The sequence below is a fragment of the Nocardia sp. NPDC003963 genome (assembly GCF_053605105.1).
Window position 1 is genome coordinate 37,017 of record NZ_JBSGIP010000036.1, and the last position, 25,864, is coordinate 62,880.

General features: G+C 68.3%; 24 protein-coding genes. 9 read left to right on the plus strand and 15 right to left on the minus strand.

Annotated elements, in window-relative coordinates; genetic code table 11:
- Positions 1-26: 26 nt before the first annotated feature.
- From ndk to ACWEWT_RS30960, 4 genes are all read right to left on the minus strand, one after another.
- On the minus strand, positions 27-443 hold the full coding sequence (gene ndk, locus ACWEWT_RS30945) for a nucleoside-diphosphate kinase (RefSeq protein WP_452564300.1): 417 nt from the start codon (positions 441-443) through the stop codon (positions 27-29).
- A gap of 138 nt (positions 444-581) precedes the next feature.
- On the minus strand, positions 582-1,019 hold the full coding sequence (locus ACWEWT_RS30950) for a DUF4233 domain-containing protein (RefSeq protein ID WP_452564301.1): 438 nt from the start codon (positions 1,017-1,019) through the stop codon (positions 582-584).
- 62 nt (positions 1,020-1,081) lie between these two features.
- Positions 1,082-2,506 (minus strand): bifunctional tetrahydrofolate synthase/dihydrofolate synthase, encoded by a 1,425-nt coding sequence (gene folC, locus ACWEWT_RS30955; protein ID WP_452564330.1) that lies wholly within the window; start codon positions 2,504-2,506, stop codon positions 1,082-1,084.
- 32 nt (positions 2,507-2,538) lie between these two features.
- The gene (locus tag ACWEWT_RS30960; RefSeq protein WP_452564303.1) at positions 2,539-5,217 is read right to left on the minus strand and encodes a valine--tRNA ligase; all 2,679 of its coding nucleotides are present in this window, start codon (positions 5,215-5,217) and stop codon (positions 2,539-2,541) included.
- Positions 5,218-5,674: 457 nt separating this feature from the next.
- On the opposite strand from ACWEWT_RS30960, the gene ACWEWT_RS30965 reads away from it, so the two are divergent.
- The gene (locus tag ACWEWT_RS30965; protein ID WP_452564304.1) at positions 5,675-6,361 is read left to right on the plus strand and encodes an AAA family ATPase; all 687 of its coding nucleotides are present in this window, start codon (positions 5,675-5,677) and stop codon (positions 6,359-6,361) included.
- Between the two features lie 8 nt (positions 6,362-6,369).
- Here ACWEWT_RS30965 and ACWEWT_RS30970 read toward each other — a convergent pair whose 3' ends face one another.
- Positions 6,370-7,293, minus strand: a complete 924-nt coding sequence (locus ACWEWT_RS30970; RefSeq protein ID WP_452564305.1) for a diacylglycerol kinase family protein — start codon at positions 7,291-7,293, stop codon at positions 6,370-6,372.
- On the minus strand, positions 7,290-8,867 hold the full coding sequence (locus tag ACWEWT_RS30975; RefSeq protein ID WP_452564331.1) for an FAD-binding oxidoreductase: 1,578 nt from the start codon (positions 8,865-8,867) through the stop codon (positions 7,290-7,292). Before ACWEWT_RS30975 ends, ACWEWT_RS30970 begins: the two co-directional genes overlap by 4 nt.
- A 120-nt stretch (positions 8,868-8,987) precedes the next feature.
- On the opposite strand from ACWEWT_RS30975, the gene ACWEWT_RS30980 reads away from it, so the two are divergent.
- The gene (locus ACWEWT_RS30980) at positions 8,988-9,581 is read left to right on the plus strand and encodes a TetR/AcrR family transcriptional regulator (protein ID WP_452564306.1); all 594 of its coding nucleotides are present in this window, start codon (positions 8,988-8,990) and stop codon (positions 9,579-9,581) included.
- Between the two features lie 92 nt (positions 9,582-9,673).
- Positions 9,674-11,227: a glycerol-3-phosphate dehydrogenase/oxidase gene (locus tag ACWEWT_RS30985; RefSeq protein ID WP_452564307.1), complete on the plus strand. Its 1,554-nt coding sequence runs from the start codon at positions 9,674-9,676 to the stop codon at positions 11,225-11,227.
- A 1-nt stretch (position 11,228) separates the two neighbouring features.
- Here ACWEWT_RS30985 and ACWEWT_RS30990 read toward each other — a convergent pair whose 3' ends face one another.
- Both ACWEWT_RS30990 and ACWEWT_RS30995 read right to left on the minus strand, forming a co-directional pair.
- Positions 11,229-11,750: a GNAT family N-acetyltransferase gene (locus tag ACWEWT_RS30990; protein WP_452564308.1), complete on the minus strand. Its 522-nt coding sequence runs from the start codon at positions 11,748-11,750 to the stop codon at positions 11,229-11,231.
- Entirely contained in the window at positions 11,747-12,343 is a 597-nt protein-coding gene (locus ACWEWT_RS30995) for an isochorismatase family protein (RefSeq protein ID WP_452564310.1), read from the minus strand. Before ACWEWT_RS30995 ends, ACWEWT_RS30990 begins: the two co-directional genes overlap by 4 nt.
- A 136-nt stretch (positions 12,344-12,479) precedes the next feature.
- On the opposite strand from ACWEWT_RS30995, the gene ACWEWT_RS31000 reads away from it, so the two are divergent.
- The 3 genes from ACWEWT_RS31000 (at position 12,480) to fdhD (ending at position 17,376) form a co-directional block, all read left to right on the plus strand.
- Entirely contained in the window at positions 12,480-13,616 is a 1,137-nt protein-coding gene (locus ACWEWT_RS31000) for an FHA domain-containing protein (RefSeq protein WP_452564312.1), read from the plus strand.
- Between the two features lie 632 nt (positions 13,617-14,248).
- Positions 14,249-16,552 (plus strand): FdhF/YdeP family oxidoreductase, encoded by a 2,304-nt coding sequence (locus tag ACWEWT_RS31005; protein WP_452564314.1) that lies wholly within the window; start codon positions 14,249-14,251, stop codon positions 16,550-16,552.
- Positions 16,549-17,376 (plus strand): formate dehydrogenase accessory sulfurtransferase FdhD, encoded by an 828-nt coding sequence (gene fdhD, locus ACWEWT_RS31010; protein ID WP_452564316.1) that lies wholly within the window; start codon positions 16,549-16,551, stop codon positions 17,374-17,376. The genes ACWEWT_RS31005 and fdhD overlap by 4 nt, the downstream gene beginning before the upstream one ends.
- 52 nt (positions 17,377-17,428) lie before the next feature.
- Here the strand turns inward: fdhD and ACWEWT_RS31015 are convergent, their stop codons facing one another.
- Entirely contained in the window at positions 17,429-18,601 is a 1,173-nt protein-coding gene (locus ACWEWT_RS31015; RefSeq protein ID WP_452564317.1) for an FAD-dependent monooxygenase, read from the minus strand.
- A 108-nt stretch (positions 18,602-18,709) separates the two neighbouring features.
- Here ACWEWT_RS31015 and ACWEWT_RS31020 point away from each other — a divergent pair, with 108 nt between their 5' ends.
- The gene (locus ACWEWT_RS31020; RefSeq protein ID WP_452564318.1) at positions 18,710-19,444 is read left to right on the plus strand and encodes a TetR/AcrR family transcriptional regulator; all 735 of its coding nucleotides are present in this window, start codon (positions 18,710-18,712) and stop codon (positions 19,442-19,444) included.
- Between the two features lie 29 nt (positions 19,445-19,473).
- Here the strand turns inward: ACWEWT_RS31020 and ACWEWT_RS31025 are convergent, their stop codons facing one another.
- Positions 19,474-19,911, minus strand: a complete 438-nt coding sequence (locus tag ACWEWT_RS31025) for a hypothetical protein (protein ID WP_452564319.1) — start codon at positions 19,909-19,911, stop codon at positions 19,474-19,476.
- A 186-nt stretch (positions 19,912-20,097) separates the two neighbouring features.
- Positions 20,098-20,412 carry an integration host factor, actinobacterial type gene (mihF, locus tag ACWEWT_RS31030; RefSeq protein WP_030523251.1) on the minus strand — a complete coding sequence of 105 codons (315 nt, stop codon included), beginning with the start codon at positions 20,410-20,412 and terminating at the stop codon, positions 20,098-20,100.
- Between the two features lie 450 nt (positions 20,413-20,862).
- Here mihF and ACWEWT_RS31035 point away from each other — a divergent pair, with 450 nt between their 5' ends.
- Both ACWEWT_RS31035 and ACWEWT_RS31040 read left to right on the plus strand, forming a co-directional pair.
- Entirely contained in the window at positions 20,863-21,240 is a 378-nt protein-coding gene (locus ACWEWT_RS31035) for a nuclear transport factor 2 family protein (RefSeq protein WP_452564320.1), read from the plus strand.
- Between the two features lie 217 nt (positions 21,241-21,457).
- Positions 21,458-22,027, plus strand: coding sequence for a carboxymuconolactone decarboxylase family protein (locus ACWEWT_RS31040; protein ID WP_452564321.1), 570 nt, complete (start codon positions 21,458-21,460; stop codon positions 22,025-22,027).
- A 6-nt stretch (positions 22,028-22,033) separates the two neighbouring features.
- Here the strand turns inward: ACWEWT_RS31040 and ACWEWT_RS31045 are convergent, their stop codons facing one another.
- From ACWEWT_RS31045 to ACWEWT_RS31060, 4 genes are all read right to left on the minus strand, one after another.
- The gene (locus ACWEWT_RS31045) at positions 22,034-22,498 is read right to left on the minus strand and encodes a hypothetical protein (RefSeq protein WP_452564322.1); all 465 of its coding nucleotides are present in this window, start codon (positions 22,496-22,498) and stop codon (positions 22,034-22,036) included.
- A 101-nt stretch (positions 22,499-22,599) separates the two neighbouring features.
- On the minus strand, positions 22,600-23,880 hold the full coding sequence (gene clpX / locus ACWEWT_RS31050; RefSeq protein WP_058856531.1) for an ATP-dependent Clp protease ATP-binding subunit ClpX: 1,281 nt from the start codon (positions 23,878-23,880) through the stop codon (positions 22,600-22,602).
- Between the two features lie 362 nt (positions 23,881-24,242).
- Positions 24,243-24,908 carry an ATP-dependent Clp protease proteolytic subunit gene (locus tag ACWEWT_RS31055; RefSeq protein ID WP_452564323.1) on the minus strand — a complete coding sequence of 222 codons (666 nt, stop codon included), beginning with the start codon at positions 24,906-24,908 and terminating at the stop codon, positions 24,243-24,245.
- Positions 24,909-24,993: 85 nt separating this feature from the next.
- Entirely contained in the window at positions 24,994-25,581 is a 588-nt protein-coding gene (locus ACWEWT_RS31060) for an ATP-dependent Clp protease proteolytic subunit (RefSeq protein ID WP_449903441.1), read from the minus strand.
- Positions 25,582-25,864: the final 283 nt, after the last annotated feature.

Below are 25,864 nucleotides of genomic sequence, written 5' to 3' on the forward strand. Positions count from 1 at the left end.
CCGGGCGGCCCGGTGCCGGACGGTGATCAGAGGGGGAATTCGGGGAACCAGAGGGAGATTTCGCGCTTGGCGGCCTCGGGCGAGTCCGATCCGTGAACCAGGTTGTACTGGGTCTCGAGACCGAGGTCACCACGGATGCTGCCGGGAGCGGCCTTCTCCACCGGGTCGGTACCACCGGCCAGCTGCCGGAAGGCGGCGATGGCGCGCGGCCCCTCCAGTACAGCGGCGACGACCGGACCGGAGGTGATGAACTCGATCAGCGAGCCGTAGAACGGCTTCTCCGCGTGCTCGGCGTAGTGGGCGGCGGCCACTTCCTCGGTCACCTGTTTCAGCTCGAGGGCCGCGATGGTGAGACCCTTGCGCTCGATCCGGTTCAGCACTTCGCCGACGTAGCCGCGGGCCACACCGTCCGGTTTGATCAGAATCAACGTCTGCTCTGTCACGCGGTCAGCCTAATGGGCGCCGCCGGACAAGGCCCAACCGCAGTCCGCACACGACCGCGCGGCAGTCGGCGGTACCCCTGACCAGGTTCGTCCGACGGGGTACTCGTAACTCTGGCGCGCCCGACCCGGACACCGCGGTCAGGAACCGCCGGGGAAGCGCTGACTGGGCAGAGTGCCCGCCTCGAGCCGTCGTTTCACATCCGCTCGCAGCACGAGGATGAAGGCCCAGACCACGAGGAAGACGACGCCGATGATCGCGATCGAGAGATGGAACACCCCACCGATCAGCACGGGCACCTGTAAGCCCAGATTGAACGGTATCGCCCAGGAGCGGCGCTGCAGTCCCGCGCCCGCGATCATCACCAGCGCCAGCACCACGAGATAGGTCCCCGAGACCCAGGTGACGCCGCCGGCGATATCGGCGACGACCGGCAGCGCCAGCAGCACGGTGATCGCCTCGAGCACCAGGGCACCCGCCATCACACCCCGCAGCCCCTTCCAGGGGTCGGGCGGGGCCGGGACGGTCGCCTCGGGGCCGGATGCCGCCGCGGGGCCGGATACTTCGGGCTCACTCATGCTGTTCCTCATCATCGGCTCCGCATCGTCGGCATCGTCGGCGTCGCCTGGGGCCGGAGGCATCAGGCCGGGTCCTTCCCGAACAGGGCTCGCGCGGCGCCGGCCGTCACCACCGACCCGGTGACCACCACACCCGCGCCGGACACCATCTCGCCCGCCTCACCGACCTCCTCGGCCAGCGCGACGGCCGTTTCCAGTGCATCGGGTAGCGAGTCGGCGGTGACGACGCGTTCGTCGCCGAAGCGCTGGACGGCGAGATCGGCGAGCTGGTCCACCGGCAGGGCGCGGGGGGACCCGTTGGTCGTCACGACGATCTCGTCGAACACCGGTTCGAGTGCGGTGAGGATACCGGCGATATCCTTGTCGGCCAGGACCGCGACGACCCCGACCAGTTTGCGGAAATCGAATTCGGCGGTCAGCGTCGCGGCGAGCGCGGCGGCACCGGCCGGGTTATGGGCGGCGTCGATGAAGAGAGTGGGCGCGTTACGCATCCGCTCGAGACGACCGGGGCTGGTGACGTCGGCGAAACCGGCGCGGATCGCGTCGATATCGAGCTGCCGCTGCGCCCCGGCCCCGAAGAACGCCTCCACCGCGGCCAGCGCGAGCGCCGCGTTGTGCGCCTGGTGTTCGCCGTGCAGCGGCAGGAAGATCTCGTCGTAGACCCCGCCCAGCCCCTGCAGTTCCAGCTGTTGCCCGCCCACGGCGATCCGGCGGCTCAGCACCTGGAATTCCGAACCGGCCCGCGCCACCGCGGCGTCGACCTCGACGGCCCGGCGCAGCAGTACCTCCAATGCCTCCGGGTCCTGCTCGGCGATGATCGCGACAGTATCGGTGGGAACCAGTGCTTCGGGGGCCCGTTTGATGATCCCGGCCTTCTCACCGGCGATGGAGGTGAGATCGGGGCCCAGATAGTCGGTGTGATCGAGACCGATGGGGGTGATGACGGCGACCTGCGCGTCGATCACATTGGTCGCGTCCCAGCTACCGCCCATCCCGGTCTCCACGACCGCCACGTCCACCGGCGCCTCCGCGAACGCCGCGTAGGCCATGGCGGTGAGCACCTCGAACTTGCTCATCGCCGGACCGCCCGCGGTCGCCGACTGGGCATCGATCATCTCGATATAGGGCTGCATCTCCCGGTACAGCTCGACATAGCGGGCCGGTGAGATCGGCCGGTTGTCGATACTGATCCGCTCGGTGGCCAGTTGCAGATGCGGGCTGGTGAGCCGTCCGGTCCGGCGGTGCAGGGCGGTGAGCAGCGAGTCGATCATCCGCGTCACCGACGTCTTACCGTTGGTGCCCGCGATATGGATGGCCGGGAAGCCGCGCTGCGGCGAACCCAGCACATCCATCAGGGTGGAGATCCGGGTCAGCGACGGTTCGATCTTCGTTTCCGGCCACCGCTGGTCGAGTTCGGCCTCGACCAGCGCCATCTCCGCCAGCTCCACCGGCGACGGTCCGGTACCGAGCCGAGCGCCGCCGTGCAGCGGCTCGGGCTCGTCGTTGTCGCCGTGGGCGTTCACTTGCCGCTCAGCTCGGCCAGCCGGGATCCGATCCGCGCCACCTCGGCCGCGGCGACCTCGCGCCGCCCGCGGATCTTGTCCACTACCGGTTCGGGCGCCTTGGCCAGGAAGGCCTCGTTCCCGAGTTTCGCCTCGGTTCCCGCCAGCTCCTTCTGCGCGGCCGCCAGATCCTTCTCCAGACGGCGCCGCTCGGCCGCGAGATCCACGGTGCCCGAGGTATCGACCTCGACGGTGACCGTGGTACCGCTCAACCGCACTTCCACCGAAGCGGTGGCCGCGAAATCCGCGCCCGGTTCGGTGAGCCGGCCCAGTGTGCCCACTTCGGGATGGAGATGCTCCAGACCCGCCGTGTCCAGGCCGAGCACCCGGGCCGCGACCTTCTGCTTATCGTTCAAACCCTGATCGCTGCGGAACCGGCGGATCTCGGTGACCAGCCGCTGCAGATCGGCGATACGTTGCGCGGCGCCGGTATCGGCCGGTGTCCCGGTGCGCACCGGCCACGCGGACACGACCACCGATTCCGCTCCGGTCAGCGCCCGCCACAGCGATTCGGTGACGAACGGGATCACCGGGTGCAGCAACCGCAGCACCGAGTCCAGCACCGATCCGAGCACGACCCGGGTGGATTCGGCCCGCTCCTCGCTCTCGGCGAACTGGACCTTGGACAGTTCCAGGTACCAGTCGCAGAGTTCGTCCCAGGCGAAGTGGTACAGCGCCTCGCAGGCCTTGCCGAACTCGTAGGCGTCGAACGCGGTGTCCACCTCGCCGAGCACTTCGTCGAACCGGTCGACGATCCAGCGGTCGGCGTCGGTCAGCGTTTCCCGGGCGGGCACCGTCCCCGGCCGGGCACCGTTCATGAGCGCGAACTTGGTCGCGTTGAACAGCTTGGTCACGAAGCTGCGCGAGGCGAGCGCGTGCGGTTCGCCCACCGAGAGGTCGCCGCCGGGCTGGGCACCGCGGGCCAGGGTGAAGCGCAGCGCGTCCGCGCCGTAGTCGGCGATCCAGTCCAGCGGGTCGATCCCGTTACCCCGCGACTTCGACATCTTCTTGCCGAACTGATCACGGATCAGGCCGTGCAGGAACACATCCCGGAACGGGACCTGGTACGCGCCGTCCTTACCGGTGGTCAGCGCCGGGTCGTCGGCGACGAAGGTGCCGAACATCATCATCCGCGCGACCCAGAAGAACAGGATGTCGTAGCCGGTGACCAGCACACTGGTCGGATAGAACTTGGCCAGTTCCGGAGTGGCGTCCGGCCAGCCCATGGTCGAGAACGGCCACAGCCCGGAGGAGAACCAGGTGTCGAGGACATCGGGATCCTGCACCCACCCCTCGGGCGCCTGCTCGTCGGGACCGACGCACACGATCTCGCCCTCGGGCCCGTACCAGATCGGGATCCGGTGCCCCCACCACAGCTGCCGCGATATGCACCAGTCGTGCATATCGTCGACCCAGTCGAACCAGCGTGGCTCCTGGCTCGGCGGATGGATCACGGTATCGCCGTTGCGGACCGCGTCGCCCGCCGCCTTCGCCAGCGATTCGACCTTCACCCACCACTGCATGGACAGCCGCGGTTCGATCGGCTCGCCGCTCCGTTCGGAATGACCGACACTGTGCAGGTAGGGCCGTTTCTCGGCGACGATCCGGCCCTCGGTGGCGAGGCGTTCACGAATCTTGACCCGCGCTTCGAAGCGGTCCATCCCGTCGAATTCGGTACCGGTATCGGCGATCCGGCCGCGTTCGTCCATGATCGTGGGCATCGGCAGGTTGTGCCGCAGGCCCATCTCGAAGTCGTTCGGATCGTGGGCCGGGGTGATCTTCACCGCGCCGGAACCGAACTCGGGATCGACATAGTCGTCGGCGACGATCGGGATCTGCCGCCCGGTGATCGGATGTTCCAGGGTGGTACCGATCAGCGCCCGGTACCGCGGGTCCTCCGGATGCACCGCGACCGCGGTGTCACCGAGCATGGTCTCCACCCGGGTGGTGGCGACCACCACATGCGGTTCGGAATCGTCGAGCGACCCGTACCGCAGCGACACCAGTTCACCTTCGACGTCCTCGTACTTGACCTCGATATCGGAGATGGCGGTGCGCAGTTCCGGCGACCAGTTCACCAGGCGTTCCGCCCGGTAGATCAGACCGGCCTCGTAGAGGCGTTTGAAGATCGTCTGGACCGCGCGCGACAGTCCCTCGTCCATGGTGAACCGATCCCGCGACCAGTCCACACTGTCGCCGAGGGCCCGCATCTGCCACTGGATCGCGCCACCGGACTCGCGCTTCCAGTCCCAGACCTTCTGCACGAACAGTTCGCGGCCGAACTCCTCTTTGGTCTTACCGTCCACGGCGAGCTGTTTCTCCACCACGGTCTGCGTGGCGATACCCGCGTGGTCCATCCCGGGCAACCACAGCACCTCGTAACCCTGCATACGCTTACGCCGCGCCAGGGTGTCCATCAGCGTGTGATCGAGCGCATGGCCCATATGCAGCGTGCCGGTGACATTGGGCGGCGGCAGCACGATCGAATACGCGGGCGCGGAACTGCGCGGGTCGGCAGCGAAGTAACCGGCGGCTACCCAGCGCTCGTACAGGTCGGCCTCTACTTCGCCGGGATTCCAGCTCTTGGGGAGGTCGTCGGCACGATTACGCGTGTTGTCAGGGGCTGCGCTGGTCACGCCGCGATTCTAGTGGCTACGGGATCGCCTCCGGCGCCGCGGGGCCGTGTCGGAGGGCGGTGCCGCGGCAGATCCGGGCGGCGCGGCCCCGGGCACCCGGGCTCTTCCCGCCTCGGCTCGGTGGCCGCACTCCCCGGATCCGGCGGTCCGGATGCCGGCCGCCCGAAGGTGGGTGCCGGGCCTGCCACCGCGTCCCGCCGCGGAAAAAGACCCTTGGAAACGAAGAGACGGAGCCTTCGGTGGATGAGGGACACCGAAGACTCCGCCTACACGAGTAAGACTACCGCCGATCCCGGGCCGCGCTCCCAATCCATAAGCAATTCTCAGCTTGAGCACCGGAATTCTCAGGTCCGCCCTCGGCTCGCCGCAGTGGACGGACCCGGCCGAATACTGTGACCTTCAACGGACAAAGACGACAATCTTGCCGAATTCGGCTCGACTGGGGACCCTGGACGGGGTGAACCCCCCGCTCGACTCCATACCGTTGAACCCCGCGGAATCCATCTTCCCCGAATCGGATTCGGAAATCGTCCACCCGCGGGCCGTCGACGACCTACGGGGCCGGTCGACACGGGAGCTGCGGTACCCGGCGAGCGCGGCCGTGCTGTTCGCCGGAATCCCCGGCGCGGGCAAGAGCACCGCGCTACGGCGGCTGTTCGGTTCCGATCCCGACGCCGAACACGCGATACCGGGCCCCGACCGTTCGGTGGTGCTCGATTCCATCCACGCCCGCAACTCGTGGCGGCGGCGGCTGGCCTGGCTGCCCTACCCGATGTGGCGGCCGGTAGTACATATCGTGCACTTCGGCCGGATCTGGGTAGCGCTGCGCGATCACCGCGGTCCGGTGGTGATCCACGATTGCGGCACCATCGGTTTCACGCGCCGGATGCTCACCCGCTGGGCCGTCCGGCACGGGCGCGAACTGCATATGGTGCTGCTCGACGTTCCGGCGACCGTCGCCCGTGCCGGACAGCATGCGCGGGGCCGCCGGGTCGGGCGACTGTCGTTCAACTGGCACGTATGGCGCTGGAAACGGATGCTGCGACGACTGGAGACCGGGACGGGGCCGCGACCGGCGCCCGCCTCGCTCGTGGTGCTCGACCGCGACGGTGTCGACCGGCTACGGGTGCGGTTCGCCGCCTGACCCCGAAGTCAGGGAACCAACACGGTGAGTGCCCCGGGTTCGGCGCGCGCGGTCAGCGGTAGCCCGCCCGCGGGTTCGCCGTCGGCGGTGGCCGGGGCACCCGGGGCACTCACACTCAAGGATTCGGCGCGGTACTGGGCCACCGCGGAATGCTCGATCCGTTTACCCGCCGACAGCGCGGGCAGAATCCGCAACATCTCCAGATGCGAAACCTTGCCGACGACAGTCACGTCCAGTAGTCCGTCGTCGCACCGGGCGTCCGGGCAGATGAGCATCCCGCCGCCGTAGGTGGTGGTGTTGCCCACCGCGACCAGCAGCGCGTCGGTGGTGATCACCTCCGCCGCCGGCCCACCCAGAGCGATCCGGTAGGGCACGGCGATACCGCGCGCGATCTCGGCGACCGCGGCGAAGGTATAGCGGGAGCGGCCCCGCGGATATCGCATCCGGTTGGCGCGCAGGGTGACCCGGGCGTCGAAGCCGGTGCACATCACGGTGGCGAACCACATCGGGTCGTGCCCGGCGGGTTCCAGCCGGCCCAGATCGATGGTGCGGACCCGCCCGAACCGGACCAGTTCCGCGGCGCGGCCCGGATCGTCCGCGATACCCAGTTCCCGCGCCAGATCATTGCCGGTACCCGCGGGGACCAGTGCCAACGGGACGCCCGAATGCGCCAGTGGATCCAGGATCGTATTGACCAGCCCGTCCCCACCGACGCAGACGACCGCGTCGGGTGCCTGGCCGGTCACCACCTCGCGCACCTGCTCGCGGGTCCGCGCGGCGGAGGGCGCGTGGATCTCGGCGACTCGGACTCCCGCGCCGGTGAGCCGGTCGACGACGATCCGGGCGGCCTCGCGCGCCCGGCCCTGGCCGGAGGCAGGGTTGGTCACCACGGCGACTGTGCGCACTTCCCGGGGATCCGCGGCGCGAGTCATGGCAGCAGTTTGCCAGGGTTGAGGATCCCGGCCGGGTCGATCTCGCGTTTCACCGCGCGCAGCACCCGGATCCCCAGGTCGCCGATTTCGGCGGGCATCCAGGCCCGGTGGTCGGCGCCCACGGCGTGATGGTGGGTGATGGTGGCGCCGGCGGCGGCGATGGCATCACCGGCGGCCGTTTTCGCGGCCCGCCACTGGGTGATCGGGTCCGCGAGCGATGCGGCGACGACGGTGAAGTACAGCGAGGCACCCGTCGGGTAGGTATGCGAGATATGGCACATCACCAGCGCCGGTGCGCCCTGGGCGGTCAGCGAATCGGTGAGGGCGGTGGTGACTCTCGCCTTCAGATCGGCCAGCGCGCCCCAGGTGGTCGCGGTCTCCAGCGTTTCGCACAGCACCCCGGCGTCCAGCAGCGCATCGCGCAGATAGGGCGCCGCGAAACGACCGTGCTGCCACTCACGGGCCGGATCGGGACCGAGTTCGGTACCGCCGGCGGCGCGCAGCAGCGCCCCGGCCTCGGCGCCGCGGGCCGCGGTATGCGCGGCGGTGCCCTCGAAGGTCGTCACCGCGAGACAGCCGGAAACCGATGCCCCGCCGACATTCCCGGCTCGGGCCAGATTCAACCCGGTTTCAACTTCATCGGACAAGCGCAGCACCGTGGGCGCCGCACCTGTCTGCACGACCGCGCGCAATGCGGCCGCCCCGGTTTCGAAATCCGGGAAGGACCAGGCCATATGAGTGGTCGTCTCCGGTACCGGATGGACCCGGACCGTCACTTCGGTGAGGACGCCCAAGGCGCCTTCGGAACCCACGAACAGTTCACGCAGATCCGGTCCGGCGGCCGAGGCCGGCGCCCGGCCGAGCAGCAGATCGCCGGTGGGTGTGGCCACCCGGATCCGCTGGACCATATCGTCGAACCGGCCGTATCCCGCGGAGGCCTGACCCGAGGACCGGGTCGCGGCGAACCCACCGATACTGGCGAATTCGAAACTCTGCGGGAAATGACCGAGTGAGAGCCCGTGCTCGGCGAGCAACTGTTCGGCACGCGGTCCGGTGACACCGGCCCCGAAGGTCCCGGTACCGGAGACCGGATCGCAGTCCAGCAGCGCGTCGAGCCGGCGCAGGTCCAAGGCGATCACGGTATCGAATCCGCCACGAACCGGGTCGAGGCCGCCGACCACACTGGTGCCACCGCCGAAGGGAACCACGGCGATGCCCTGGTCCGAGCAGTAGGCGAGTACGGCCGCCACTTCGTGGTGATCGGCCGGCAGGACCACGACATCCGGCGCGTCCTGCGGGGCCGGATCGCGTCGTCGCAGCAGGTCGGGCGTGCTCTTGCCGCCGGCGTGCCGCAACCGGTCGACCGGTTCGGTGGAGAGGTGGCCGCGCCCGACGATCTCCACCAGACCGGCCCGCCGTTCCGGGGTCAGCACGGACGGCCGGAGCGGCACATCGCCCTCATCACGACGTGACACCGGCGTCTCGGCGACCCCGAACACCTGCGTCAGCAGGCCCCGGATCTGCTCGGGCAGCGGTTTGTGCCCGGCGGCGACGCCCCAGGCGTCCCACACCATATCCGGCCGCCGCGCGCTCGGCGCCGAGTTCACCTCACGTTCGCCTTGCTCACTGGTCATGCGTTACAGTTTGACATGTAGTGTCAAGCAGTAACCCGAAGCGGAGATGAGGTCGAGTCCGTGTCCACCGGCGCAGCCACCCCGGACCCCGGCAGCGCGCCCGTCGAGCAGACGATTCTCGACGCGGCCCGCGATTGCGTGGCGGAATTCGGCGTCCGGCGCACCACGCTCACCGAGGTCGCCCGCCGTGCCGGTGTCAGCCGGCCCACCGTCTACCGGCGCTGGGCCGACAGCCGCACCCTGGTCGCCGAATTGCTCGTACGCGAACTACAGGCGATCATCGCCGCCGCCGTACCAAGGGGCGGGCTCGCGCGCGACCGGCTGGTCACCGGTGTGGTGACCGGCGCCGCCGAGGTCCGATCGAACCCGCTGTTCGGCAAGATCTTCCGCACCGACACCGATCTCATGCTCACCTACGTATTCGGCCGGCTGGGCCGCAACCAGCGGCAACTGCTCGAACTGTTCACCACACAGATCCGGGCGGGCCAGGAAGACGGTTCGGTACGAGCCGGCGAACCCGATCGGCTGGCCGCCATGGCCCTGCTGATCACCCAATCCGCGGTGCAGTCGGCCGCTACGGTCACCCATCTGCTCGACGGTCCCGCCCTCGACACCGAACTGCGGTACGCCCTCGACAGCTATCTCGCCCCGTGATCCCACCGTCCAGGAAGGAGTAGCGCCCGGCGCCCCGGCGGTCCGCGACCGTCCTCCCCGCCCTCGCGGCGGGACGCCGGGCCGAGAACCAGATGGCCGAGAACCCTTTCCCCGTTTCGGGACCCGCGTTGAACGCGTATCGCCGGCGTCGTGAACTCACCGCCCTCGGCGACGATCCGGCCATCGATCTGCTGGTGATCGGCGGTGGGGTGACCGGCGCCGGAGTCGCGCTCGACGCGGCCACTCGCGGACTGCGCACCGTGCTGGTGGAACGCCACGATCTCGCCCACGGGACCAGCCGGTGGAGCTCGAAACTGGTACACGGTGGGCTGCGCTACCTGGCGAGCGGAAAGGTCGGGATCGCGCACGAGAGCGCGGTGGAGCGCGGAATCCTGCTACGCCGCACCGCCCCCCACCTGGTGCGCCCGCTACCGCAACTGGTGCCCCTGCTCCCGGAGATCGGGTTGTCCACCCGCGCCCTGATCCGTGCGGGTTTCCTGGCCGGCGACGCCCTGCGCGCGGGCGCGGGTACCCCGGGCGCGCTGCTACCGCGGTCCCGGCGGGTGACCCGGGCCGAAGCGTTGCGACTGGCGCCGACCGTGCGGCAGCACGGGCTGCGCGGCGGCCTGCAGGCCTGGGACGGGCAACTCGTCGACGACGCGCGGCTCGTGGTCGCCCTGGCGCGCACCGCGGCCGCTCACGGCGCGACCGTACTGACCCGGGTCGCCGCCGAAGAGGCCACCGGAGACCGGGCTCTGCTCCGCGACACCCTGACCGGCGAAACCCTCGATGTGCGCGCCACCGCGGTGGTGAACGCGACCGGCGTCTGGGCGGATCAGGTGGACACCGGTATCGAACTGCGCCCCAGCCGGGGCACCCACCTGGTCTTCGACGCCGCAGCCTTCGGCGGGCTCACCGCGGCGCTGACCGTACCGGTACCCGGCTCCGTCGGCCGCTTCATCTTCGCCCTGCCGGCCCCACACGGGCGGGTCTACCTGGGCTTGACCGACGAGGACGCCCCCGGGCCGGTACCCGACGAGCCGCGGCCCACCGGCGCCGAGATCGATTTCCTGCTCGACACCGTCAACACGGTGCTGCGGATCCCCCTGACCCACACCGATATCCGCGGCAGCTACGCCGGACTGCGGCCCCTACTGCGCACGGCAGACGACAGTACCGCCGATATCTCGCGGGAACACGCTGTCCTCACCGCGCGCAACGGGCTGGTGACCGTGGTCGGCGGCAAACTCACCACCTACCGCAAGATGGCCCAGGACGCCGTCGACGCGGCCGTCGCACACGGCGGACTGCACGCGGGCCCCTGCCGGACCCGCGACCTCCCGCTGACCGGCGCGGTCGGCGGAGTCGCCCGGGACCGGATCGCCGCGCCCCAGCTGCTCATCGAGCGGTACGGCGCCGAGGCCCCCGCGATCGTTACGCTGGCCGCCGCGAACCCCGGACTGGCCGGACCGGTCGCGCCCGGCGCGGATGTGCTGGCCGCGGAGTTCGTCTGGTCGCTCGAACAAGAGGGCGCCCTCGACGCCGCCGATCTCCTGGACCGCCGCACCCGCCTCGGTCTGGTCCCGGCCGACCGGGCGGCTGCCCTGGCCGCCGCCGAAGCCGCGGTGGCCGAGGCCACGCGGTGACCTAGGCGTATTCCCAGGTCTCGACAGCGGCCCACATACAGGAACGGGGCCAGCGATCGAGACCGTGCGCGATCTCGGCCGCCCGCAACGCGTGCAACTGCGGCGTCTCCGCGGCCGGATCGAGATAGCGGAAACCCAGTCGCCGGTAGTAGGGCCCGTTCCACGGGACCTCGGTGAAAGTGGTGAGCGTTATCGCAGGCAGCCGCCGGCCGGCGGCCCAGCGCACCGCGTGGTCTATCAGCCGGCGGCCGATTCCCGCCCCACGGTATTCGGGTAGTACCGAAACCTGGTCGATATGCGCGTTCCCGTCCACGACGCTCGCGATCAGATAACCCACCGGGCCCCGGCCGTCGTCCTCCCAGACCCAGGCGCGACCGTCCAGGACGAACCCACCCAGCACCTCGGCCGGCAACGGCTCGTCACCGGCGATCGCGTCCATGCCCACCGCGGCGAACGGTTCGCCCGCCCGTACCTCGACCTCCTGCAGCACCGGGATATCTCCGGCCCCGGCCGCGCGAATCATGCCGCACCGCGCCCAGTGCTGCGGAGCGATTCCAATATTTCGGCGGCGGTCCCGGTCTCACCGATCAGCGGAAAGATGCGTTCGACACTGTTGGTGTGGGATTCGGCACGGATATCGGTCATCGCGTCGACCGCGAGGGTTACGTGGTAACCGTGTTCGTGCGCGGACCGCGCGGTGGATTCGACACCGAGACTGGTCGCGATACCCGTGAGCACCAACTGGGTGATCCCGCGGCGGCGCAACCGCAGATCCAGGTCGGTGCCGTGGAACGCACCCCAGGTGCGTTTGGTGACGACGACATCGCGGTCGTCACCGGCCAGCTCGGGAAGTATCTCGTCCCAACCGGCCGGCGGCGCGGGCTGCTGCCGGGCCACCGCGGACATATCGGTACGCCCCGGCGTGGCATCCACCCCGGCTGCGGTCATCCGCACCAGCACCACCGGCAACCCCGCCGCCCGGAACGCTGCCGCCAGTTCGACACTGCGGCGCACGACCGCCGCCACCGGCTCCGGTGCGACCGGCCGGAACAGCACACCGTTCTGCAGATCGACGACGACCAGTGCGGTGCGCTCGTCCAAGGCGCTGATCGGCATGAGGTCCCTCTTCCTGATCCCGGTGACGCGGACGCCCCGGCGTTCCTGCCCGGCGATCCGTCGCAACCATCTCATACGACGGGTAACGGATTCGCATCTATGCTGGATCCGGTAGTGCGCCAGGAAGGAGCCGCGGGTGCGCGTTGATACGTCCACTATCGGGATCGCACCGGGCGAGGGCCTGGTCGCGCGATTCGGTGATGTCGTGATCTATCTCGTGGGGGCCAACGCCTCCACCGAGCGGATACTCGGCGCGGTCGAAGCCGTAGCGGACGCCGAACATCCGGGTGCGGCCATCGCGCAGCGGCTCGCGGCCGTCGTCTTCGGTACCGGTTCCGAACCACCACCGTTCGGACTGGTCGCGCCCACTGCCGACGGCACTCTGGTACTACTGCGCGGCCCGGTCTCGGCGATGATCTCCGGTGCGGAGGGCTCCCGGCGGCTCGTCGGCGCCCGCGCGTTCACCTGGGTGGACGAGATCGTGCGCGACCCGGTGCGGACGCTGACCGTCGGCCCCGGAGCAGACGGCCGGGTCACGCCGTATCCACGGACTGATCTACGCGCCGGCGTCGTCCCCGGCGGCGGTTTCGTCATCAAGGCGGCGGTACGCCGGAACAACAAGAACCCGAATCGCCCCGCCACACCGGCGAAAGCGGCGGCCTCCTACGAACCCGTCGCCACCGCTCCGGCCGGACTGGCCGCGAGCGAACCGGAACCCGAATCGCCGTCCGGCCCACGTACCGGACCGGCCGAAGCGCCCGCCCCCGAGCCGCTGCCCGGCACCCGGGCCTGGTCGGCGGCACCGGCCCCGATGCGCGCCGAAGCCAAGCCGATCCGCCTGCGCAAGGAATCGGCGCGGCCACATCTGCACACCCCCGCGCACACCGTCGAGCCACAGCATCCCACCTCACCCACCCTGGTGGCCGAGGACGGTACCGCCTATCCGCTCGACCGCCCCTACGTCATCGGCCGCGGCCCCTCGGTGGACGAATCGGTACGCCGCAAAACCGCCGCCCCGCTGGTCCTCCAGCGCGACCGGCACATCTCCCGGGTACACGCCTACCTGTCCGTGGATTCCGGGAAGGTCTTCCTGCGCGATGCCGGCACCGCGGCCGGTACTTTCGTCTCCACTCCGGGCGAACCCCGCTGGACCCGGATCAGTCAGTCACCGACCGAACTTCCACCCGGCGGCCGGATCCGCATCAGCGAACAGGTCCTCACCTACAGTGTCGACGGCGCAGCCTCCGGCGGCGCGGGGTCGGGGCCCTATTAGCCGGCAATCTCGGCGCCGCCTCCGGCAGCGCGGGGCGGGGCCCTATCAACCCCGGTTCTTCACTCCGCCGCTCAGTCGCTGCGCTCCTTCGCTCTGTCGCTCCAGAACCGGGGCGGGCCCCACCCACCAAGGCAGACATTCGGAGCAGACATTCGGAAGGGCGGCGCGGCCGGTACCGGCAAGTGGTGCGCCCGGTTCGGTAGGCCTACGACTACCACCCGCCGGCCGAACCGGTCACTGCCTTCCGCCCTCGGCAGTGCTCCATGGGTGTCCTGCCCCGGACGGATGGCTGCATACCCTCGGTCGCCGCGCGCTCCCTCGCGGCGCCGTTCCGGGAGCGGGGCACTTACGCCCTTGGAGGCCGGCCCTACGAAGTGGACGACGGTGGGCATGATCCGGAGAACCCGGCAGGATTCCTCGACCGCTCCGTCGCTACGCGGGCCGGCTTCCGGGTGAGAAGCAACAGCCGTGAGCCCCGGACCCATCCGGCCGGTTCCGGGTCCGTGCGGGCCCATCGCACCGGTCCGCGCCCATCAGGACTTGCCTCCTGAACTGGTCGGGCACTCCCACCACACCGCAGCCGACCGGTGGCCGCCTCTCTGTACATTCGGTGACGCGCGCACAATGGCGGTATGCACCGCGACGCCCCGACCGACGATATCGACGAGTCCGAACTGACCGTCACTCCGCCGAAGGAGCAGGCGGCGGGGGTCACCGCGGTTGCCGTGGCATTGCGGCGCGCGGTGTCCGATATGGGTGTCGTCCGCACCGCCCGGACCCTGGCCCGGGTCAATCAAGTGCACGGGTTCGACTGTCCGGGCTGCGCCTGGCCGGAGCCCACCGGTCACCGCCGGCCCGCCGAGTTCTGTGAGAACGGCGCGAAGGCCGTCGCCGAGGAGGCGACGCTCGATACGGTGGGGCCCGAGTTCTTCGCCCGGTATTCGATCGACGATCTCGCCGACCGGTCCGGCTACTGGCTGGGCCGCCAGGGGCGGCTCACCCATCCGATGGTGCTGCGCCCGGGCGATACCCACTACTCCCCGATCTCCTGGGACGACGCCTACCGGCTCATCGCCGATGAGCTGCGCGTGCTGGAATCGCCCGACCAGGCCGTGTTCTACACCTCGGGCCGGACCGCCAACGAGACGGCGTTCCTCTACCAGCTGCTGGTCCGCAGCTTCGGGACCAACAATCTGCCCGACTGCAGCAATATGTGTCACGAATCCTCGGGCACCGCGCTCACCGGTTCGATCGGTATCGGCAAGGGTTCGGTGACCATCGACGATTTCGCGGCCGCCGATCTGATCCTGATCGCCGGCCAGAACCCGGGCACCAATCATCCGCGGATGCTCAGCGCGCTCGCCGATGCCAAGAAGGCGGGCGCGCGGATCGTCGCGATCAACCCGCTGCCCGAAACCGGGCTGATCGGTTTCCGCGACCCGCAGTCCGTACGGGGCCTCACCACCGGGGTGGATATCGCCGACGATTTCCTGCAGATCCGGCTGGGCGGCGATATGGCGCTGTTCCAGGGTCTGGCGAAATTACTGTTCGAGGCGGAGGACCGGGCGCCGGGCACCGTACTGGACCGCGATTTCATCGACGGCCGCACCGCGGGATTCGCCGACTACGAACGGCATATCCGCGCGGTCGACCTCGATACGGTCGTCACCGCGACCGGGCTGTCCCGCGACGAACTGGAACGTACCGCCGCTCTCCTGGCCGGTTCGAAGAGCACCATCGTGTGCTGGGCCATGGGGCTCACCCAGCACACCCACGCGGTGGCCACCATCGAGGAGGCCGCGAATCTGCTCCTGGCCCGCGGCATGATCGGGAAACCGGGCGCGGGCCTGTGCCCGGTCCGCGGGCATTCCAATGTGCAGGGCGACCGCACCATGGGTATCTGGGAACAGGTTCCCGAATCCTTCCTCGGCGCGCTCGATCGGGAATTCGGGATCACCAGCCCGCGGGCGCACGGTTACGACACCGTCGCCGCGATCCGGGCACTGCGCGACGGCCGGGCCCGTGTCTTCTTCGGGATGGGCGGCAATTTCGTGTCCGCCACGCCCGATACCGCGGTCACCGAAGCGGCCCTGCGCGGTTGCGCGTTGACCGTGCAGGTCTCCACCAAACTCAACCGCAGCCATATCGTCCACGGGGCCACCGCCTTGATCCTGCCCACCCTGGGCCGCACCGACCTGGATATCCAGAACGGTGCGCGGCAGCAGGTCTCGGTGGAGGATTCGATGTCGATGGTGCATCTGTCCACCGGCCGGTTGAAGCCGGTGAGCCCGGAACTGCGCAGCGAGGTCGCGATCGTCTGCGAACTGGCCCGCGAGGTGCTGGGCTCCGGCCACCCGGTGCCGTGGGAGCAGTTCCGCGGCGACTACGACCGCATCCGCGATGCCATCGCCCGGGTGGTGCCGGGCTGCGCCGATTACAACGCCCGGGTCCGGCAGCGCAACGGTTTCGTACTCCCGCACCCGCCGCGCGATACCCGCGAATTCCGGACCGCCACCGGGAAGGCCAATTTCGCGGTGAACGAGCTGAGCTGGGTACCGGTACCCGAGGGGCGGCTGATCCTGCAGACCCTGCGCAGCCACGACCAGTACAACACCACCATCTACGGTCTCGACGATCGCTATCGCGGAGTACACCACGGCCGCCGAGTGGTCCTGGTGAACGCCGCGGATATCGCCGAACTCGGTTTCCACGACGGCGATCTGGTCGATCTGGTCTCGGAATGGACCGACGGCGTCGACCGGCGGGTCGAGGGATTCCGGGTGGTGGCCTATTCGACGCCCCGCGGTAACGCCGCCGCCTACTACCCCGAGACGAACCCGCTGGTGCCCCTCGACCATGTGGCGGCGCGGTCGAACACCCCGGTATCCAAGGCCGTCACCGTCCGGCTCGAACGTCATATCCATCGCGCCCGATGAGCAGAGTCACCGCGCGGCGCCGGATGCGGCGTATCACCCCGTCCGGCGAGATCATCCGACCCGACACACTCGCTGTCGAGGAGCCGCTCGAGATCCGGATCCGCGGCGAATCGCTCACCGTCACCATGCGCACCCCGGGCCACGATATCGACCTGGTGCACGGCTTCCTCTTCGGTGAGACCCTGATCGCCGGGGCAGCCGATATCCACAGCGCCCGCTATTGCGCCGGTACCGACGACGAGGGCCGCAACACCTACAACGTGCTGGATGTGGGCCTGCACGCCCCGATCGTCCTGCCGGACCGTCCCTTTCTGACGACCGGCGCCTGCGGTCTCTGCGGCCGCACCGCGCTGGACGAGATCCGGATGCGCAGCCGCTATCCCCTGCCGCCTCCGGAGCCGCTGCTCGATGCGGAGATGCTGGCGGTGCTGCCGGACCGATTGCGCAGCCACCAGTCGGTTTTCGACGCCACCGGTGGTCTGCACGCGGCGGGCCTGTTCACGACGGCCGGCGAGGCGCTGGCGGTCCGTGAGGATATCGGCCGCCACAATGCGGTGGACAAGGTGATCGGCTGGGCCCTGCGCGAGAACCGGATCCCGGCTTCCGATCTCGTACTCGTGGTGAGTGGGCGCGCCTCGTTCGAATTGGCACAGAAGGCCGTCCTGGCCGGTATCCCCGTACTGGCCGCGGTCTCGGCGCCCAGTTCACTGGCCGTCGACCTGGCCGACGAGTCCGGCCTCACCCTGGCGGGTTTCGTCCGCGGCGACACGATGAACATCTACAGCCATCCGGAGCGGATACGCGGTTGCGCCGCCACCGGGTGACTTCGGCCGCGCCGGTTCGCACCGGCCACGCGCGGCGATATGTTCCGGCCCGCTATCGCGCCACTACGCCGGCATAGTCGATCAGCTCGATATCGTCCTTCGCGTCGCCGGCGAACTTGTCCATCAGGTCGAACCAGCGCGACCCCAGGAACCAGTTGCGCAGACGCAGGCCCAGGGCTGTTTTCGGGGCCAGGAACGGTCCCGGACTGCTGCTGCCCCCGAGTTTCGCGTACCGGCGCATGATCTGCTCGTACCGGGCGAAGGCCGCGGTGTGATCGCCCGCGGCGGAGGCGAGTTCACCGGCCAGCACGTAGGCCCCCACCAGCGCCAGACCGGTTCCGAAGCCGGCCAGGGTGTTCCCGTAGGCGCTGTCGCCGACCAGCGCTACCCGGCCCGATACGTAGCCGGGGATACGCACCCGGGCCAGCGCGTCCAGATAGAAGTCGTCGTACTCCGGGAGTTCGGCGAGCATCTCCGGTACCGCCGCACCCATCCCGGTGAATCGCTCGACCAGCACCCGGCGCTTATCGGCCTCGTCGGTGAACCCGAGTTCCGGTGCGGCGAACATATACATGTGCTGGGCTTTCGGGCCGCCGCGCACGGCGAGCAGCCCCGGCGCGCTGTACGCAAAGGACATCCGGCGGCGCGGCCCCTCCCCGCCTGCACCGGCGAGCGGTTCGCCGGCGATGGCGTAGTAGTAACCCCGATGCCGGACGAACTTCTCCTCCGGCCCGAATACCAGGCGGCGGACCCGGGAATGGATCCCGTCCGCGCCGATCACCAGGTCGAACCGGCGCGCCGGACCGTGTTCGAATTCGACCTCGACCCCGGCGGCGGTGTCCCGTAGCGCACTGATCGAATCGCCGAACACATAGGTGCAGTGCCGGGCCGTGCGCTCGTAGAGGATCCGGGCGAGATCGCCGCGCAGGATCTCGACATCGCCGCCGGTGAAGTCACCGGACAGCCGCGCCTGCTCCCGGCCCGCGGCGTCCAGGAAGACCATATCGGTGGCCCCGGTGCTGCACCGGAGGATCTCGTCGTAGACGCCCATCCGCTCCAGCACCGTGCGTTGTACGGACCCGGTGAAGTCGACGGCCTGGCCGCCGGGCCGCAGGGCGGGGGCGCGCTCCACCACTGTGACATCGAACCCATAGCGGTCGAGCCAGTAGGCGAGTGCGGGGCCGGCGATGCTCGCGCCGGAGATGAGAACGGTGCGGTTCTGCATGACGAACTCCATCCAATTATCTGCGTCCAACAGAAACTGTTTCCGATGGACGCTATTCAGCGTATGGTAGACACAGTTCCACGTCAACCGATCTCCGAAAGGCATTCGATGGCGACGCCGACCGTGCTGGAGCTGCTCTGGGGAACCGACCACCGGCCCACCCGGGGGCCCAAACCCACCCTCACTCGGTCCGCGATCGTCGCCGCGGCGGTCGATTTCGCCGATACCGAAGGCCTGGCCGCTCTCTCCATGCAGCGGCTGGCCGATCGGCTCGGATACACGAAGATGTCGCTCTACCGCCACCTTCCGGGAAAAGCCGAGCTCACCGCCTTGATGGTGGAAGAGGCCATGCGCGACCTGCCCGCCCTCGACACCTCGGGCCCGCAGCCGTGGCGCAGCGGACTGCGCTCCTGGGCCCAGCTGACCTTCGAGCGCTACCGGCGCCACCCCTGGGTGATGGAACTACTGGCCGGAGCGCGACCGATGGGCCCGAACGAACTGGGCTGGACCGAGGCCGCCCTGGAGGCGGTGGCCGATATCGAACTGACCGGACCGGAGCGGCTGGACACGCTCGTCGTACTGAACGGCCATGTGCGCAGCCTGGCACAGCAGGTCGTGGGCCCGGGAGCCACCGAAGACGAATTCACCGGCGCCATGGCCGCGGCACTGGAATTGGCGGGTGATCGTTTTCCGCGGCTGATCGCGGCGATATCGGACCCACCACCCCCCGCCGGGCAATACGCGCGGACACCGCAGCGGGATGCGGCCCTCGAGTTCGGAACGGAACGGATTCTCGACGGAATAGCGGCACTACTCGCCGAACGCGGCACCCCGCGCGACTGACACATGCTCGCGCCGGGAGTACAGGGTGCTCACATTCCCGGCAGCCGGACGCCCCGGCCGGCTGCCAACCGGGACAATTTCTCCGTCTCGTCGATGGCGACCGCGACGTAGGTTCGCAATCCTTCGTCGTCTCGGCGCAGCAGATACTCGTAATCGCTATCGGTCAGCAGCGCGTCGTCGCTGTCGTAGAAATGCCAGCGCACCCGCGCGCGGATCAGCGCATCGGTCAACTCCGCGTATTCGATCACCGTATGGTCGACACGGGCCAGACCGAGCATCTGATAAATGGGATGCGCCTGCGCCAGCCCCTGGGCCATCTCTTCGCGCGAATGCAGTGCGCCGACGAAATCGTCGCCGAGAATGGTCCCCGGAGTCCCCCACAGCGCGGCCGTGCGCTCGGCGTCGTAGGCGCTCAGCGTGGATTGGTACTCGTCGAGGAACGCGTCGAGTTCTTCGCGGACGGCCATACGGTCACGGTCTCCACACTCCCCCCGATCCGGGCCGCGAACCGCCCGGAACCGATGCGCCGAATCAGCGCCTGCCATCGGGTCGAGCGGCCTCGGAGCGCCGCCCGCCGGGCCACGCCGGTCGTTTCACCGACCGGCTCGGCCACGGCCGGAGTTCGGAGCGTCCGAGCCGGACGCTCCCCCTCCTCAGTTGGCCAGCGCCTCCAGCAGCGCCGCCCGCTGACGGGCACCCAGCCCGCCGATCCGGCGATCCTCCGGGATATCCGCCTGGTCCATCAGCTTGGCGGCCTTCACCGGGCCGACCCCGGGCAGCGCCTTGATCACGGCGACCACCTTCGTCTTCTTGACCAGTTCATCACTATCGGCCTTGCGCAGCAGGTCGGCGACAGAGACTTTGCCGTCTTTCACCTGACCGATCAGTTCGGAGCGCGCCTTGCGCACCGCCGCCGCTTTGGCCAGAGCCTCCGTGCGTTGTTCTGCGGTCATCGTTGGCAGTGCCATATCTCCTCCGCTTTCACTCATCGCTCGAACATCTGGTTGACCGGGTCGATTCAACATCACAATACCGACACCGAACGATCGACACACCGTCCGGACCTGCAGTCATAGCAATGATTTCTGATTCCCTCTCCCGGGGCACCCGGATCTCCGCTGCCCGGTCACCGGGATCGAGCGCGAGAGAGTTCCTGGAACACGTAACACTCGAAGCGTTCGTTGCGAAATTCTCAGCAGACGCATACCTGCACGGCGGCGGTTCAACGGCGAACCGAGGGGTCAGCGGCGATACCCGCCCGCCCTGTAAGTTCAGCGTCTCTACCTGGGATTTTCCCGCCACAACGCAGTGGAGGGCGGACAGTTCGATATTCTCCCGCGCGCCGATTCCGATTCCGGACGCACCGACAACTGCTACGCTCCCGAACCTAGAACACGTTTCATTTCGGAGGAGTGGTGATGGCACGGGAGATCCGCGACGTAGTCGAGCAGTACGTGAAACTGGTCGGGGCGGGACCGACCGCGGATATCGTCGATCTCTATGCCCCCGACGCTGTGATCGAGGACCCGATCGGCACCGAACCCAAACAGGGCCACGACGCCATCCGCGAGTTCTACGACGTGATCGCGAGCCTCGAGCGGAAGACCAGCCTCGCCCCGGAGACCGTGCGAATCGCCGGAAACCACGCCGCCTTCGTATTCACTCTCGTGACCGAGGCCGGCGGGCACCGGATGACCCTGAGCCCGATCGACGTCATGGAATTCGACGACGAAGGCCGGATCACCCGCATGCGCGCCTACTGGAGCGCCGACGATATGTCCGTCGAATCCGAATGAGCCGCGGGGCGGCGACTCGACTGCGCTGAGCCGCCACCTCGCTACGCTCCGGAGCGCCTACGGCGTTCGGCCTGGCACCCACCGCGCACTCGGCATAGCCTGATCACAGGGCACGAGTGCGCTCGGCCGTCACCGTAGGCGCTCCGGCGCGTCACGCCGCGGGCCGCTGTCTCGTCCGAGTTGCAGGGACAACACACCCAGACTCAGGAGGAGACCGATGAGCACTTCCCGCATTCCCGCCGTGGCCCCCGAGAACGCCGGACCGCTGACCCGAGCGCTGTACTGGTTCGCCAAGCGCCAGTTCGGCGAAGTCCCCGAACCCTTCGCCGTCGGCGCCCACCACACCGGGCTGCTGGTCGCCGGTGGCGTGCACGAGATGCTCGCCGAGAAGGTGTCCCGGAAACTGCCGGCCAATATCCGCGAGATCGCGGTCTATCGCACGGCCTGGACCGTCGGCTGTTCGTGGTGCGTCGACTTCGGAACCATGCTGCAGCGGCTGGACGGCCTGGATATCGACCGCCTCCAGCACATCGCCGACTACGAGACCTCACCGCACTACACCGACGACGAGCGCGCGGCCATCGCCTATGCCGACGCCATGACCGCGACACCGATGACCGTCACCGACGAACAGGTCGCCGACCTGGAGAAGCGATTCGGCCGCGCGGAAGTCGTCGAACTGACCTACCAGATCGCCCTGGAGAATTCCCGGGCCCGCAACAACCACGCCCTGGGCATCACCGCACAGGGGTTCAGCACCGATTCGTGCCGGGTCCCGTGGTCCTGACCCGGCTCAGATGACCCAGCACGCATAACCGATGTGCTCACCGCGGCCGACGAACACCTGCACGTAGGGCGCCTGGTCGTTACCGCCGGTCGGCTGAACCGCCCGCAGGGTGTGGTCACCCTCGTAGGCGGGCACCCAGTGCACCAGTGCGAGCCCACCGCCGGCCGGTGGCACAGTGGCGAAGGGGACCCCGTTGTCCAGGAAGGTCACCTCGGTCACCGTCTCGCTGAGCCAGGCCCGCACGGTGTAGCTGCAACCGGTGCCGTAGTTGGTCCGGATACCGGCGTTCAGGTCCGGCGTCACACTGACCTCACGCACGGTCGCGGCGGCCGGACCCGCGGTGAGCAGGATCGCCGACAGCACGGCCGCCAGTGCGGACAGCAGTACGCCCACGCGGTCGAACCGCGTGGGCGTACTCGTATCACTGCGCCGCTCGAACCGGATATCCCGCGCAAGCAGCTGTGTCGCCATGACCTGCTCCTACATCGCACGAATGTCGAGGGGCCACCGAGATTACCGGGGGCCGGCGCCGGGCCGGCCCCGTTCCGGCATCGGAACGATTGCGAAGACGGTCAGGCCGACTTGTCGCGGCGCTCGGGACGCTCCCGCTTGCGCGGCACGATGGTCGGCAGCACATTGTCGTTCACGGTATCCGCGTCGACGACCACCTTGGCCACATCGTCGCGGCTCGGGATATCGAACATCACCTGCTGTAGGACTTCCTCCATGATGGCCCGCAGACCACGCGCGCCGGTACCACGGAGAATGGCCTGATCGGCCACGGCCTCGAGCGCGTCCCGGGTGAACTCCAGATCCACACCGTCCATCTCGAACAGGCGGATGTACTGCTTCACCAGGGCATTCTTGGGTTCGGACAGGATCTTCACCAGGGAGTCCTTGTCCAGGTTCGTCACCGACGCCACCACCGGCAACCGGCCGATGAACTCGGGGATCAGACCGAACTTGATCAGATCCTCCGGCATCACCTCGGAGAAATGGTCGGTCGTATCGATCTCCGCCTTCGACCGCACTTCGGCGCCGAACCCGATCCCGCGATGACCCGTACGGTCGGAGATGATCTTCTCCAGACCGGCGAACGCGCCCGCTACGATGAACAGCACATTCGTGGTATCGATCTGGATGAACTCCTGATGCGGATGCTTACGCCCGCCCTGCGGCGGCACACTCGCCTGGGTCCCCTCCAGGATCTTCAGCAGCGCCTGCTGCACACCCTCACCGGACACATCGCGGGTGATCGACGGGTTCTCGCTCTTACGCGCGATCTTGTCGACCTCGTCGATGTAGATGATCCCGGTCTCGGCGCGCTTGACGTCGTAATCGGCGGCCTGGATGAGTTTGAGGAGAATGTTCTCGACGTCCTCACCGACATAACCGGCTTCGGTGAGCGCGGTGGCATCGGCGATCGCGAACGGCACATTCAGCATTTTCGCCAGCGTCTGCGCCAGATAGGTCTTACCGCAACCGGTGGGGCCGAGCATCAGAATATTGGACTTCGCCAACTCGACGCTTTCCCCGCGCGCGTCACGACCCTTGTCCCCGGCCTGAATACGCTTGTAATGGTTGTACACCGCCACCGCGAGTGTGCGTTTGGCAGTATCCTGCCCGATCACGTAGTTCTCCAGGAAATCCCGGATCTCCGCGGGTTTGGGCAACTCATCGAGTTTGACCTCGCTGGACTCGGCCAGCTCCTCCTCGATGATCTCGTTGCACAGATCGATGCACTCGTCGCAGATGTACACCCCTGGTCCCGCAATGAGCTTCTTGACCTGCTTCTGGCTCTTTCCGCAGAACGAGCATTTGAGCAGATCGCCGCCGTCGCCGATGCGCGCCATCTCGTGGGTCCCTACTTCCTTGTTCGCGTGCAACCATCCGTCCAGCTTCCAGCCGACCGCCGCCTGCGGTGGAGAAAATCCGGCTCGATCACCCGGATCGAAGGGCGGTGCTGTCAACCGGGAACAAAGGTCCCTGGGTTTGACCGTACCCGGTGTGTGCGATGGAGGTCGACAACTCGGGCAGGTTTCTCGTCGCGGTTGTGCGGGGATTCACGCGGATACCGCGTCGCGGCACGTTTTCTCGGACATCGCATCACCCGGGGTGTGTCGGGACGCGTCGCATGTAATCCACCTCGGCCGGGAACCGCTGCCCCGGCCGGTCCGGCGTACCGCTCACACGGCCCGCCGGACCCGGACACGCCTCACTTCTGGGCGCTGAGCTTGCGGTAGTCGAACACCGTATCGATGATCCCGTACTCCTTGGCCTCCTCGGCCGTCAGGATCTTGTCGCGATCGGTGTCCTTGCGGATCACATCGGCTTCCTTACCGGTGTGCCGGGCCAGGGTGGTCTCCATCAACCGGCGCATCCGCTCGATCTCGGCCGCCTGGATCTCCAGGTCCGACACCTGCCCCTGGATACCGCCCTCGACCGACGGCTGATGGATCAGCACCCGCGCGTTCGGCAGGCAGGCCCGCTTACCCGGGGTACCGGCCGCCAGCAGCACCGCCGCCGCCGAAGCCGCCTGTCCGAGGCAGACGGTCGCGACATCGGCACGCACGTACTGCATGGTGTCGTAGATGGCCATCAGCGAGGTGAACGAACCACCCGGGGAATTGATGTACATCGTGATGTCGCGATCGGGATCCAGCGATTCGAGCACCAGCAGCTGGGCCATGATGTCGTTCGCCGACGCGTCGTCCACCTGCACGCCGAGAAAGATGATGCGTTCCTCGAACAGCTTGTTGTACGGGTTGGATTCCTTGACGCCGAAACTCGAATGCTCGATGAACGACGGCAGGATGTACCGCGACTGCGCGCCCGCCGGAGCGGTACCGCCGAGGCCACGGGGATCGATCGGATTGGGCATATTCGTCTCCAAGTCTATGAATGAGCTGTCCGCTGAACGGATCGGCGAACCGGCCGGGCCCGGGCCCGGATTCGCCGGCGACGCCCTAGTTGCCGGTGCCGCCCGCCTGGCGCGCATTGGTGATCACCCGGTCGATGAAGCCGTACTCCAACGCCTGGTCGGGAGTGAACCAGCGGTCACGGTCCGCGTCGGCGTTGATCTGCTCCACCGGCTTACCGGTGTGCATCGCCTGCAACTCGTTGAGCTCACGCTTGGTATAAGCGAACTGCTCGGCCATGATCGCGATATCCGCGGCCGAACCACCGATACCGGCCGACGGCTGATGCATCATGATCCGGGTGTGCGGCAGCGCGAAACGCTTACCCGGCGCGCCCGCGGTCAGCAGGAACTGCCCCATGGAAGCGGCCAGGCCCATCGCGGTGGTCGCGATATCGCATTCGGCGTACTGCATGGTGTCGTAGATCGCCATACCGGCGTTCACCGAACCACCCGGCGAATTGATGTAGAGCGAAATATCCTTGGTGGGGTCCTCCGCCGACAGCAGCAGAATCTGTGCGCAGATCTTGTTCGCGATGTCATCGTCGACCTGGGTGCCGAGAAAGATGATGCGCTCACGCAGCAGGCGCTCGTACACAGAATCGCTGAGATTGAGCCCAGCGGTCGGAGCTGTCATGACCTCGGCTTGGTTGATTGTCACGGATACCTGCCTTCTCTCGCCGGCTCGTTGCTGTCACAAACATTAACGAAGCAGGGCGGCACCGAACTCCCGGTACCACCCCGATTCGCTCAGAGCGCAATATCTTCTGCGCCGCCTCCGGCGGCGCGGGGGCGGGGCCCTATCGACCCCGGTTCTTCACTCCGCCGCTCAGTCGCTGGCCGCGGGAAGCTCTGAAGCTTGCCAGTGTTATCACCGGCGGTGACACCGGTATCCCGCCCACACTGCAGAGCCGCCGGCT